The 12,777-nt window shown below is 52.9% G+C and carries 14 protein-coding genes; 1 reads left to right on the top strand and 13 read right to left on the bottom strand.

Annotated features, from left to right (window positions below; all coding sequences use genetic code 11):
• Window positions 1-48 precede the first annotated feature (48 nt).
• The 9 genes from dnaB to DI14_RS05300 all read right to left on the bottom strand — a co-directional run bounded on the left by dnaB (window position 49) and on the right by DI14_RS05300 (window position 7,612).
• Window positions 49-1,401 carry a replicative DNA helicase gene (gene dnaB / locus DI14_RS05340; RefSeq protein WP_034806231.1) on the bottom strand — a complete coding sequence of 451 codons (1,353 nt, stop codon included), beginning with the start codon at window positions 1,399-1,401 and terminating at the stop codon, window positions 49-51.
• Window positions 1,402-1,418: 17 nt separating this feature from the next.
• A complete protein-coding gene (gene rplI, locus DI14_RS05335; RefSeq protein ID WP_034806227.1) occupies window positions 1,419-1,862 on the bottom strand; it encodes a 50S ribosomal protein L9 in 444 nt (147 codons plus the stop codon).
• Window positions 1,859-3,847: a DHH family phosphoesterase gene (locus DI14_RS05330; RefSeq protein WP_034806224.1), complete on the bottom strand. Its 1,989-nt coding sequence runs from the start codon at window positions 3,845-3,847 to the stop codon at window positions 1,859-1,861. Before DI14_RS05330 ends, rplI begins: the two co-directional genes overlap by 4 nt.
• 140 nt (window positions 3,848-3,987) lie before the next feature.
• The gene (gene rpsR, locus DI14_RS05325; RefSeq protein ID WP_015880232.1) at window positions 3,988-4,218 is read right to left on the bottom strand and encodes a 30S ribosomal protein S18; all 231 of its coding nucleotides are present in this window, start codon (window positions 4,216-4,218) and stop codon (window positions 3,988-3,990) included.
• Window positions 4,219-4,259: 41 nt separating this feature from the next.
• Entirely contained in the window at window positions 4,260-4,769 is a 510-nt protein-coding gene (gene ssb / locus DI14_RS05320) for a single-stranded DNA-binding protein (RefSeq protein ID WP_034806221.1), read from the bottom strand.
• 37 nt (window positions 4,770-4,806) lie between these two features.
• The gene (gene rpsF, locus DI14_RS05315; protein WP_034806218.1) at window positions 4,807-5,094 is read right to left on the bottom strand and encodes a 30S ribosomal protein S6; all 288 of its coding nucleotides are present in this window, start codon (window positions 5,092-5,094) and stop codon (window positions 4,807-4,809) included.
• Between the two features lie 130 nt (window positions 5,095-5,224).
• Window positions 5,225-6,325 (bottom strand): redox-regulated ATPase YchF, encoded by a 1,101-nt coding sequence (gene ychF, locus DI14_RS05310; protein ID WP_034806215.1) that lies wholly within the window; start codon window positions 6,323-6,325, stop codon window positions 5,225-5,227.
• 152 nt (window positions 6,326-6,477) lie between these two features.
• Entirely contained in the window at window positions 6,478-6,681 is a 204-nt protein-coding gene (locus DI14_RS05305; protein WP_024371080.1) for a DUF951 domain-containing protein, read from the bottom strand.
• Window positions 6,671-7,612 (bottom strand): mechanosensitive ion channel family protein, encoded by a 942-nt coding sequence (locus tag DI14_RS05300; RefSeq protein ID WP_051622585.1) that lies wholly within the window; start codon window positions 7,610-7,612, stop codon window positions 6,671-6,673. Before DI14_RS05300 ends, DI14_RS05305 begins: the two co-directional genes overlap by 11 nt.
• 171 nt (window positions 7,613-7,783) lie before the next feature.
• Between DI14_RS05300 and yyaC the strand changes: the two genes are divergently transcribed.
• The gene (yyaC, locus tag DI14_RS05295; protein WP_034806213.1) at window positions 7,784-8,410 is read left to right on the top strand and encodes a spore protease YyaC; all 627 of its coding nucleotides are present in this window, start codon (window positions 7,784-7,786) and stop codon (window positions 8,408-8,410) included.
• Here yyaC and DI14_RS05290 read toward each other — a convergent pair.
• From DI14_RS05290 to mnmG, 4 genes are all read right to left on the bottom strand, one after another.
• Window positions 8,383-9,165, bottom strand: coding sequence for a ParB/RepB/Spo0J family partition protein (locus DI14_RS05290; RefSeq protein ID WP_051622583.1), 783 nt, complete (start codon window positions 9,163-9,165; stop codon window positions 8,383-8,385). The two genes, yyaC and DI14_RS05290, sit on opposite strands and share 28 nt — an antisense overlap.
• 43 nt (window positions 9,166-9,208) lie before the next feature.
• Window positions 9,209-10,087 carry a nucleoid occlusion protein gene (gene noc / locus DI14_RS05285; RefSeq protein ID WP_034806208.1) on the bottom strand — a complete coding sequence of 293 codons (879 nt, stop codon included), beginning with the start codon at window positions 10,085-10,087 and terminating at the stop codon, window positions 9,209-9,211.
• A gap of 77 nt (window positions 10,088-10,164) precedes the next feature.
• Entirely contained in the window at window positions 10,165-10,881 is a 717-nt protein-coding gene (gene rsmG, locus DI14_RS05280) for a 16S rRNA (guanine(527)-N(7))-methyltransferase RsmG (RefSeq protein WP_034806205.1), read from the bottom strand.
• 4 nt (window positions 10,882-10,885) lie between these two features.
• Window positions 10,886-12,772, bottom strand: a complete 1,887-nt coding sequence (gene mnmG, locus DI14_RS05275; protein WP_034806203.1) for a tRNA uridine-5-carboxymethylaminomethyl(34) synthesis enzyme MnmG — start codon at window positions 12,770-12,772, stop codon at window positions 10,886-10,888.
• Between the last annotated feature and the right edge of the window lie 5 nt (window positions 12,773-12,777).

The following is a 12,777-nucleotide window of genomic DNA, read 5'->3' as shown; positions in this document are numbered from 1 at the left end:
AAGTCGGACAAAAAAAGCGACGCCTCGTCGACGTCGCTTGATTCGTCGCTACATCGGCGGCGCAAAGGCTTGCGTCTCCATGTTGACGAACTTGTTGAATTCTTTTCGGAACGAGAGTTTGACCGTACCGGTCGGACCGTTACGCTGTTTGGCGATGATAATCTCGATCGTGTTCGCATCTTCACTCTCTTTGTCGTAGTAATCGTCACGATACAAGAAGGCGACGATATCGGCATCTTGCTCGATGGCTCCAGATTCCCGGATATCCGACATCATCGGCCGCTTGTCTTGCCGGCTCTCTACACCACGCGAGAGCTGGGACAAGGCGATGACCGGAACTTGAAGCTCACGCGCGATCGCTTTGAGCGTACGTGAGATCTCCGAGACTTCTTGTTGCCGGTTCTCGCCCGGTTTCCCGTTCCCGACGATGAGCTGCAAGTAGTCAATCATGATCATGCCAAGGCCATGTTCTTGCTTCAAGCGGCGGCATTTCGCACGAATCTCGTTGACCCGGAGGCCCGGCGTATCATCGATATAAATCCCTGCTTGAGACAACGATGACATCGCGAGCGAGAGCCGTCCCCAGTCCTCGGCCTCGAGCCGTCCGGTCCGGAGACGCTGGGCATCGATATTGCCTTCCGCACAGAGCATCCGCATAACGAGTTGCTCGGCGCCCATCTCCAAACTGAAGATGGCGACGTTCTCGCCGGTACGGACCGCGACGTTTTGCGAGATGTTGAGCGCGAACGCCGTCTTCCCGACCGAAGGACGAGCCGCAACGATAATCAAATCGTTTCGTTGGAAACCGGCCGTCATCTTATCCAAATCGGTGAACCCGGTCGCAATCCCTGTGATCTCGCCGCTCGACTGGTGTAACTTTTCAATCGTCGAGTAGGCGTCCGATAAGACCGACCCGATCGGGTGGAAACTCGACTGTCCTTTTCGTTGCGACACTTTTAAGATGTTCCGCTCCGCGTCGGATAAGACCGCATCGACTTCGTCTTGGCGCTCATACCCGTCCGAGACGATGTTCGTCGCCGTACGAATGAGCCGGCGGAGCGCCGCCTTTTGGTCGACGACGTTCAAGTAGTAGCCGATGTTGCCGATGGCCGGAACCGCTTCGGCGATTTCGGCCAAATAGTTCAAGCCCCCGATCTCATCGAGAATACCTTGCGCTTGAAGCTCGGAACTGAGTGTGACCAAATCGACGAGTTCACCGCGGTCATTGATTTTCAGCATCGCCTCAAAGATGCGTTGATGGCTGACCCGATAAAAATCGTCCGGGTCGACCCGTTCCGAGGCAGTGATCAGACGGTCCGAGTCAAGGATGACGGCTCCGAGGACGGCTTGCTCCGCCTCTACGCTATGCGGCGGGGTATTCACTTGAATCGCATCACTCATCCGTCATTCCCTCACCTTCACGCTTCTTGGACATGGACGTTCAACGTGGCCGTGACGTCCTGATGCAACTTCACTGGCACTTTTGTGAAACCGAGCGCTTTAATCGGGTGCTCGAGCTCGATTTTACGCTTGTCGAGCTTGTAGCCCATCCCTTTCAACGCCTCGGCGATTTGTTTGCTCGTGACCGAACCGAAGACGCGACCGCCTTCACCTGACTTCGTCTTGACGACGATCGTCTCTTTCTCGATTTTGGCTTTGAGTGCTTGGGCTGCTTTCAACTCTTCTTCAGCCGCTTGCTCGGCCCGGCGCTCTTTCGCCGCGAACGCCTTCAAGTTGCCCGGCGTCGCTTCGACGGCCAAGTTCTTTTTGAAGAGGACATTCTTCGCGTATGCGTCGGCGACGTCTTTCACGTCGCCCGCTTTCCCTTGCCCTTTAACATCTACTTTTAAAATGACTTTCATTCCGTTTCCTCTCCTTCGGTTTCATCTGTCAAATAATGATCAATCGCTTCTTTCAACAGTTTCTTCGCTTGGTCGCGATTGACGTCGAGCTGCGTCGCCGCATTCGTCAAATGACCGCCGCCTTCAAGCATCTCCATGACGACTTGGACGTTGACGTCTCCGAGCGAACGGGCACTGATGCCGGTCCGTCCGTCCGGCAAGACGGCGATGACGAACGACGCTTTGACGCCTTCCATATTGAGCAGTTGGTCGGCCGATTGGGCGATGAGCACTTGATGGTGCGGTTCATCGTCCGGCGCGACGGCAATCGCCATCCCATCTGAGTAAATCTCCGTGCTCTCGAGGATGTGCGACTGTTCGATATACGAATCGAGGTCTTGCCGCATGAAATGTTGAACGAGCACCGTATCCGCCCCTTGAATCCGCAGGAACGACGCGGCGTCAAACGTCCGCGATCCCGTCCGGAGCGTGAACCCTTTCGTGTCGACCATGATGCCCGCAAGGAGGGACGTCGCCTCTAAAATCGACAGTTTGCGCGTGCCGGCCTGATACTCGATCAGTTCCGTCACGAGCTCGCACGTCGACGATGCGTACGGCTCCATATAGACGAGCACCGGGTCTTCGATGAACTCTTCGCCCCGGCGATGATGGTCGATGACGACGACACGCTCGGCCCGGTCAAGAATCTCGCGTGAAATGACGAGCGAAGGCCGGTGCGTATCGACGATGACGAGTAACGTCTGCTCATCGATGAGCGGTTGGGCCTCGAACTCGGTCAAGAAGCGGCTATACAGCTCCTCATCGTTCTCGACCTCATGAACGAGACGCTGGATCCCGACACTCGTCTCGCCGGCCGGAATGACAACATACGCCTCACGTCCGACGAACTCAGCGAGCTTCATGATTCCGATCGAGGCGCCAAGTGAGTCCATATCCGGGTTTTTATGGCCCATAATGAGCACACGGCTCGATTCTTTAATCAAGTCTCGCATCGAGTTCGAGATGACACGGGCTCGGACGCGCGTCCGTTTCTCGGTCGGGTTCGTCTTGCCGCCGAAGAAGCGGACTTTCCCGTTATGCCGTTTGACGACGACTTGGTCGCCGCCACGGCCGAGTGCCAAATCGAGGCTCGATTGTGATAAGTTACCGAGTTCAGTCAATGACGTCTCCCCGCAACCAATCCCAATCGAGAGCGTGAGCGGAATCTTATGTTCTTTCGTCGCTTCCCGGACCTCATCTAAAATCGCGAACCGATTGTTCTCGAGTTCTGAGAGCGTCCGTTCGTTCATGACGAGGAAGAAGCGGTCAGCTGCCGTCCGGCGCATATAGATGTGATACTTTTGCGCCCATTGATTGAGAAGGACGGTCACGCGGCGATTGATTTCGCTGCGAATCTGCTCGTCGACCCCCGTCGACATCTCATCATAGTTGTCTAAATACAAGACACCGATGACAGTCTGGGCTTCTGAGTACTTCTGTTCAATCTCAGCCTCCTCCGTCATGTCGAACAAGTACAGCGTCTGAAATTCTTGATTGTATAACACACGATACACCCGGTCTCCGACTTCGATCGTCGCTTCGTCCTCTTCTTCTTCAATCAACTCGGTGAACGCGGAATGAATCGCATCAAGCGGGATACCAAGTTCCATCTCAAGCTCGAAGATGAGACGGGACTGCTCGTTGAACCAACTGATGCGACGCGCCTCATCGAAGACGAGAATCCCGATCGGCATCCCGGTCAACGCTTCTTTCCCGACGTCTTCAATCCGGTGGGACAACGAGTGAACGTATTGTTCCCATGCTCGGCGTTCCCGACGAATCGTCACTTGCTGATAGATGAAGAAAATCAGCGTGAAAACGAACAGGGTGACCGCTGCCACGATGTTGTAGAACGCCAATCCGAACGCAGCAAGGATCCCGAACACGTAAGGGAGCGCGTGCTTTGATTGGTTCTTCACGGATGTTATTGCTTCACCACTGTGCATGTATGCCTCCTAAAATGAGTGTCAAACACCCATGATGTCGAAATGGTTTCTGCTTTATCATACCATATCCGTCCGTTCGACTTACACTCCGACGATAAACAAAAAACGACTTATCCCGAAGGATAAGTCGTGCGCCAAGATTACTCTGCAACGTATGGAAGCAAAGCCATTTGACGTGAGCGCTTGATAGCGACAGTAAGTGGACGTTGGTATTTCGCTGAAGTACCAGTCACACGACGTGGAAGAATTTTACCACGCTCCGAAACGAAGCGTTTGAGCAATTCTACGTCTTTATAATCGATATGAGTGATGTTGTTCGACGTAAAGAAACATACTTTACGACGACGACGACCTCCTGGACGACGTGCCATGTGAAGACCTCCTTTATAAGTTTAGTTTCGAATCGGCTCGATCAAAATGGTAGATCGTCATCCGATAAGTCGATTTTGCCTCCGCCCGAGAACGGGTCGGCGTCAAAACCTTTGTTTGAGTTCGAGGACTGAGATGAAGTCGAAGAAGCGGCTGCGCCCCATCCTGACCCACTTGACTCACCACCACCGAAGACATCTCCAGCCGGTGCTGTATCACGTTGCCCTGAGGCTCCGCGTGGTTCAAGGAAGCGTACGCTATCGGCTACGACTTCTGCCCGGTAACGACGTTGGCCATCTTGACCTTCGTAACTACTGATTTGAAGGCGACCGTCTACGCCGGCCATGCTGCCTTTTTTCAAATATTGTGCCACGTTCTCTGCCTGTTTGCGCCATACGACACAATCAATGAAGTCCGCCTCGCGCTTCCCATCTTGTCCAGTGAATGGACGATCGCAAGCGAGAGTAAAGCGAGTTACGGCGATGCCGCTCTGCGTGTAACGCATTTCTGGATCGCGTGTCAATCGACCAACTAACACAACTCGGTTAATCATCTCAAAGCTCCCCTTTCGCAATATGAAGCGTCAAGAATCAACGCTCGTCTTTAGTTGTCATTTGACGGACAACGTCATCAGAGATCTTCATGAGACGCTCTGTTTCTTGAATCGCTTTCGGCTCAGCAGTGATGTTAAGAAGAACGTAGTGTCCTTCGCGCATCTTGTTGATTTCGTAAGCGAAACGACGTTTACCCATGTCTGTTGTTTTATCAACAGTACCACCGTTGTCAGTGATGACGTTGTTGAAGCGCTCGATCAAAGCTTTCTTCGCTTCCTCATCAACTGATGGACGGATAATGTAAAGAAGTTCGTATTTACGCATTATCTTTCACCTCCTCTTGGACTAACGGCTCCTACCGGTTGTAGGAGCAAGGAGCAAACAATTGTTTTACTCACGTCATAATATACTATCAAACTTCTCTTCGTTTTACAACACATTTTCGTAAATTGACTTAGACGTTGAAACGGAACGTGACGACGTCGCCATCTTGGAAGACGTACTCTTTTCCTTCTGAGCGAAGTTTCCCTTGCTCTTTCACCGTCGCCATGTTGCCCGCGGCTGAAAGATCTTCAAACGAGACGACTTCGGCACGGATGAATCCGCGTTCGAAGTCCGAGTGGATGACACCCGCACATTGCGGTGCTTTCATACCTTGTTTAAACGTCCACGCGCGCACTTCTTTTTCACCCGCCGTGAAATAAGTCGCGAGTCCGAGCGTAGAGTAGGCAGCACGAATTAATTGGTCGAGACCCGACTCCTCGATGCCGAGGTCTTGCAAGAATTCAAGACGCTCTTCTGGCTCGAGCTCAGAAATCTCTTCTTCGATGCGGGCGCAGATGACAATGACTTTTGCGCCTTCTGTCGCTGCGTGCTCGCGAACTGCTTGTACATACGGATTGTTATCCGAGTCTGCCACTTCGTCTTCGCTTACGTTTGCGACGTAAAGCATCGGCTTCATCGTGAGCAATTGGAAATGCTTGACGATGGCGAGTTGTTCATCTGTCAATTCCGCGACGCGGGCTGGACGCTCTGACTCGAGCACCGCTTGTACGATTTCAAGTGCCTCGAGTTCTTGTGCGGCGCCTTTATCTTTTGACTTCACCATCTTTTGAACGCGCGTGATGCGTTTCTCGACGAGTTCAAGGTCCGCCAAAATCAATTCGAGATTGATGGTCGTGATGTCATCGATTGGCGACACTTTACCGGCGACGTGCGTGATGTTGTCGTCTTCAAAACAACGAACGACTTGGCAAATCGCATCAACTTCACGAATGTTGGCAAGGAACTTGTTTCCAAGCCCTTCTCCTTTTGACGCTCCTTTAACGATTCCGGCGATGTCCGTGAATTCGAACGCGGTCGGTACCGTCTTTTTCGGTTGGACGAGTTCCGTCAACCGATCAAGCCGCGAATCCGGCACTTCCACGACACCGACGTTTGGGTCGATTGTTGCGAACGGATAGTTAGCCGCCTCAACACCTGCTTGCGTAATCGCGTTAAATAATGTCGATTTCCCGACGTTCGGCAATCCGACGATTCCTGCTGTTAATCCCACTTGTATGTCCTCCTCATCCGGGTTTCCCGGGAAATGTTAATCCGTCTGTGGAGTGGGTACATTTAGTACACCACACCGTCACATCCTTCACAATTATAGTTAGTCCGCGATTAAACCGCAACTCAACACATGAACGTATACAAAAACGCCCCTTATTCAGCGGCGTTTTCTTCTTTAAGCACTTTCTTTAATCGTTTATCAAAATCGCGACGCGGCATGAGCACGCTCGCGCCGCAGCCTTGGCATTTGATGCGGATGTCCATCCCGACCCGCGTCACTTGCCAACGGTTCGTCTTGCAGGCGTGCGGCTTCTTCATTTCCACATAATCGTTTAACTCATACGATTTAGCTTGCATCTCCAGGCGCTCCTTTAGTCGAGGTAGTCGGCGACATCATGACGGTGCGTGGGTACGGAATCTCGATGCCACGCTCGTCTAGTCCCGCCTTTAATTCTTTATGCAAAATGCGGCTGGCCGCGAAGTGTTGTGTCGGCGGCACCTCGGCCATGAGCCGATAGACGACTTCAGACGGCCCGAGCGATTGGACGCCGGCGAGTGTGATCGGTTGAATGAACAAGTCGTGATATTTCGCTTCGACCGTCTTCGCGATCTCTTTTAGCGCCGTCTCGACTTTACCCATATCTTCTTCATAGGCGACACCGATATCGACGACGGCGACACTGTTCTCAAGCGAATAGTTCGTCACTTGCATGATTTGACCGTTCGGGATAATCGTCACTTGGCCGTTCAAACCTTTCAGCTTCGTCGTCCGAATCCCGACTTCGATGACCGTTCCATCGACTTGCTGGTTCAAGTTGACGTAGTCCCCGTTCTTATATTGGTTTTCAAAGATGATGAACGCGCCCGTGATGACGTCCTTGACCAAGTTCTGCGCGCCGAACGAGATCGCAAGACCGGCAACCCCGGCCGACGCAATCAAACCGGCGATGTTGACGCCGAACTGGCCGAGCACCGTCAAAATCATGACGAGGCCGAGCACGTAACGAATCGTATTTTGCGCCAGTTTCAATAACGTCTCGTTTTGGCGCTGGGCGACGATGTTGTCTTCATGGATTTTGCGTAACGTGAAGACGCGTTGTACCATCGACGTCAAAATGCGTGATGCGATATAGAGTGCCAAGATGATGAGCGCGACGCCGGCGAGATTGAAACCGAAGCCGATCCACATCTCGGTATCTTGAAAGTAAGCGACGAACCGGTTGACGTTCTCAATCGTCTGATCCGCCACTGATGACAAATCAGTTGGGTCTGTATTTTGTGAAGCCATGTTTTCACCTCGTAAAATCGTATATTCTAACTCATCAAAACATACTTTACGACTTTTCTCAAACGCTACATCCAGACGTTATAAGTTTCAACGTTTTGGGAATGGGATAGTACGGTATCTTTCCGACAAGGCAACTAGACGTTCTGCAGCTCAGAAGAGAGGATGAGATTCATGCCGTTTCGCTTAAAACCACACAAACCCTACTCGTTCTTCATCGAACATACCGAACGGAGCGGTTCACAGCTATTCGCTGACCAGCTGCACGAGCAGTTGGCGAGCGAGGTACATCGTCCCATCGTCCTCGTCTGCATCGGCTCAGATCGTTCGACCGGCGACTCGCTCGGTCCTCTGGTCGGTACGTTTCTCGAAGAAAAGTCGGTTCGTAATTTATACGTCTATGGGACGCTTACGAAGCCTGTCCATGCGTTAAACCTCGTCGAGACGCTTCACGAGATTCAGACCCGCTTTCATCGGCCGCTCATCATCGCCATCGACGCCTGTCTCGGCCGATTGTCGAGCGTCGGGTACGTCTTCTTCTCAGAGGGACCGCTCGCCCCGGGCGCCGGTGTCCAAAAAGAGTTACCTGCCGTCGGTGAATACAACATTAAAGCCGTCGTCAACGTGAGTGGTTTCATGGAGATGATGATTTTACAAAACACACGCCTCCATCTCGTCTATGAGCTCGCCCGTTTCATCACGGAAGGGTTTGCCGAGTTCGATGCACGCATCGATCGGCTCCATCATGAAGAAGCGGCGATCACCCGGCTCCGTCAATCCCGTGACGAATCGAAGTCTTGAGGCGACAGGAGCGTCAACAGATGCTCGAGGTCGTCCTGTGAGAAATATTTCAGTTCGAGGACGCCACCTTTTCGTCGGGGGCGAATCGATACATCCATCTGAAGACGTTCCGCTAGAACCGCTTCGACAGCTTCGACGTCGGCGCTCGAGCGTTTGAGCGTCTTTTTTGCTGTCCGCTCTTTTTGCAAGAAGCGTTCAAGTCGACGTACCGTCCATTGTTCGGCGATGACCCGGCGTGCGATTTGTTCCATCGCTTGTTCGGACTTCATCCCGGTGATGGCACGCGCATGCCCCATCGTCAATTCTCCGACCATGACGGCATGTTGAACGGCGCTCGGCAGACGGAGTAGGCGCAAACTGTTCGTCACGTGGCTCCGGCTCTTGCCGACGCGTTCTGCGAGTTGCTGTTGCGTCAGCCCGAGCGTCTGCATGAGCTGTTCATAGGCGAGCGCCTCTTCAATCGCGTTCAAGTCGGCGCGTTGAATGTTTTCGATGAGGGCGAGTTCCATGACCCGGTCCGAGTCGGCCGTCACAATCAATGCCGGAATTTCTGATTTGCCGGCGAGCTTCGCCGCTTGATAACGTCGTTCTCCGGCGATAATCTCATAAAATCCGCTCGCCTTACGGACGACGATCGGTTGTAACACCCCGTACCGCTCAATCGACTGGCGCAACTCGTCGAGCTGTTGCGGTTCGAATTGCTTCCTCGGTTGGTTCGGGTTCGGGCGGATGAATTTAATCGGTAACCGTTCCATGCTGCTCCTCCTTTTTATTTCGATGATTGAAAAAAGCACGGGCTCACTGTTGTGGCCGTGCTTTCGGGATTCGAATTCGAATCTCGACGAACCCGTCTTCTTCGACTTCTTCTGTTTCCACTTCGATGCCGGTCTTTCCGATCAGTTCGACCGAGTCACGAATCGTATTGATGGCGATTCGTGTGTCACGGGCAAAACTCTTCGTTCGACGCGGCCGTTTTTTCGGCTTGCGCTTCTCTTCCTCAATCGGTGTGAGTAAAAATTCGACGCGTTGCTCCGTCTCTTTGACGTTGTACTCTTGCTCGATAATCTCGATGAGCACTTCTAATTGCAACCGTTCGTCTTTTAACGGCAACAAGGCACGGGCATGCCGCTCGTTGATTTGACGGTCGCGCAAGCAATGTTTGACGTCTTCCGGCAATTTCAACAGACGCAACTTGTTCGCGATGGTCGACTGGCTCTTTCCGAGACTTTTCGCAAGCGCGGCTTGCGTCAACCCGTTCATCGCCAACAGACGCTCGTACGCCTCCGCTTCCTCAATCGGGCTGAGCTGCTCGCGCTGCAAGTTCTCGATCAATGCGAGTGCGGCGGTCGTATCGTCATCCATATCGCGCACGATGGCCGGAATCGATGACCAACCGAGCGATTTGGCCGCACGAAAACGTCGCTCCCCGGCGATGATTTCGTAGCGGTCGAGTTCGACCCGTCTGACGACGATCGGTTGGAGCAGACCGTGCTCTTGAATCGTCACGGCCAGTTCTTCAATTTTAGCCGGCTCGAACACTTTACGCGGTTGATAGCGGTTCGGAAGCAAAAGCGACAACGGGATCTCTTCTACTTGGTCGTGCGGCTTGACTTGCGCCATTTCCGTGACGGCCACTTCTTCTCGATTTCCAAACCACTTGGCAAATGTTTTTTTCAACGTCGGCACCCCTTATGTAAAAAAATAAGCAGACTCCCACCGGAATCTGCTTTTAGTTTCACGTGAAACACTATTACTCAGATTAGTGGCTCTTTCGCCGGTGTACCCGCTTTACGCGGATATTTCCCAGGCGTTTTTCGTAATTTATCTACAATTACGATATTACGCTCACTCATCTCTCCTGGCAATAGGAACTGGTGTGTCGCTTTTACCTTCCCACCGAGTACCGCCAAGGCGTTTTTCGCGTCCACGAGCTCGTCGGAAACTTTCGCCGCTTTGAGCGCTACGAACGTTCCACCGACTTTTGCAAGTGGTAAACAGTACTCGGCGAGCACCGTCATTCGGGCGACGGCACGGGCCGTCACGACATCAAATTGCTCACGAAATTTTTTATTTTTTCCAAATTCCTCGGCCCGTCCGTGATGGAACGCGACGCCTTCAAGTTCCAGCGCGAGCGCGAGCTCGTTCAAAAACGTAATGCGCTTGTTCAAGGAATCGATAATCGTCACATGAAGGTGCGGGTATAGAATTTTGAGCGGCAAGCTCGGGAATCCGGCGCCGGCTCCGACGTCACATACCGTCTCGACGGTCGTGAAGTCAAAATGAAACGCTGCGCTGAGCGAGTCATAAAAATGCTTCAAATAAACTTCTTCTTGATCGGTGATGGCCGTCAAGTTCATCTTCTCGTTCCATTCGACGAGCATCTCGAAATAGCGTTTGAACTGAGCGAGTTGTTTCTCACTCAATTCAAACCCTTCTGCTTGTAACGCCTCAATAAATTGGGATTCGTTCATCGTCTCACTCCACCGTCGCGTATTGTCCTTGCTCGATGTAGACGAGTAAGATCGACACGTCAGCCGGGTTTACCCCGGAAATACGTGACGCTTGCCCAATCGAGAGCGGACGCACTTGTTTCAACTTTTGTTTTGCCTCTGTCGCTAAGCCGCCAATCGCGTCATAGTCGAGGTTTTCAGGGATTCGTTTTTCTTCCATACGCCGCATCTTCTCGACTTGTTCAAGTTGTTTTGAGATATACCCCTCATACTTCACTTGAATCTCGACTTGTTCGGCGACGTCAGCCGGCAATTCGACCGGTGCCGGCACGACGGTCATGAGTGCCGCGTACGTCACTTCCGGTCGCTTCAACAAGATGTTCGCATGTGTCGCTTCTTTCAGCGGGTTCGCCCCGACTGACTCGAGCATCGCGTTCATCTCTTCCGTCGGCTTGACGACGAGCGACTCCAATCGCTTCACTTCTGTCGCAATCGCTTCGCGCTTCTCGTTCAATTGTGTTTTACGCTTTTCTGAAAGCAAGCCGATGTCATGACCGATATCGCTCAAGCGAAGGTCAGCGTTGTCGTGACGCAACAACAACCGATACTCGGCCCGTGACGTCAGGAGACGGTACGGTTCGTTCGTTCCTTTCGTGACGAGGTCGTCAATCAAGACGCCGATATACGCTTGTGAGCGATCCAAGATGACCGGGTCTTTCCCGAGCACCTTACACGCGGCGTTAATACCGGCCATGACGCCTTGTCCGGCCGCTTCCTCATATCCGCTCGTCCCATTAATTTGTCCGGCCGTGAACAGTCCTTCGATCGCCTTCGTCTCGAGTGTCGGCCAAAGCTGAGTCGGGACGACCGCATCGTATTCGATCGCGTAGCCCGGTCGCATCATCTCGGAGTTCTCAAGTCCCGGAATCGTCCGGAGCATTTGATGTTGTACGTCTTCTGGCATACTCGTCGAGAAGCCTTGCACGTAAATCTCTTCCGTGTCACGCCCTTCCGGCTCGAGGAAGATTTGGTGACGTGGTTTATCGTTGAACCGGACGACCTTGTCTTCAATAGATGGACAATAGCGTGGACCGGTCCCTTTGATTGCGCCTGAGTACATCGGTGAACGATGCAAGTTCTCGTCAATCAATTGATGGGTCCGCTCGCTCGTGTACGTGAGCCAGCACGGAATCTGTTCAATCGGGTCGAGGTCTTTTGACGTGTACGAGAACAGCGACGGATTGTCGTCACCCGGCTGAATCTCCGTCTTCGAATAGTCAATCGTCTTCCCGTCGATACGAGGCGGTGTGCCGGTTTTGAAACGGACGAGCTCGATCCCGAGTTCTTCGAGATGCTTCGACAGTTCGACCGATGGCATCTGGTTGTTCGGGCCGCTCTCATACGACAGTTCGCCGATGATGATTTGACCGCGCATGAACGTCCCCGTCGTGACGATGACCGCCTTGGCGCGATATTCCGATCCCGTGTTCGTCACGACACCGGCGATTTTCCCGTCCTCGATGAGGAAGCGTTCGACGAGCGCTTGACGAAGTAATAGGTTCGGTTCGTCTTCAAGCACTTTTTTCATATGATTTTGATATTGGAACTTGTCCGCCTGGGCACGTAGCGCGCGTACCGCCGGACCTTTCGAAGTGTTGAGCATCTTCATTTGAATGTATGTCGCGTCAATCGCTTTCGCCATCTCGCCGCCGAGCGCATCAATTTCGCGGACGACAATCCCTTTCGCCGGTCCGCCAATTGACGGGTTGCAATACATGAACCCGACCATGTCTGGGTTCATCGTCAGCATCGCCGTTTTCGCGCCCATGCGCGCCGACGCAAGTGCCGCCTCGATGCCTGCGTGCCCGGCTCCGATGACGATGACGTCAAACTCGCCTGCCGTGTAAGCCATAGTAT

This window comes from Exiguobacterium sp. AB2, from assembly GCF_000696055.1.
Classification (GTDB): domain Bacteria; phylum Bacillota; class Bacilli; order Exiguobacteriales; family Exiguobacteriaceae; genus Exiguobacterium; species Exiguobacterium alkaliphilum.
Note: the sequence above shows the minus strand (reverse complement) of the source record. Positions and strands in the feature narration are given on the sequence as shown.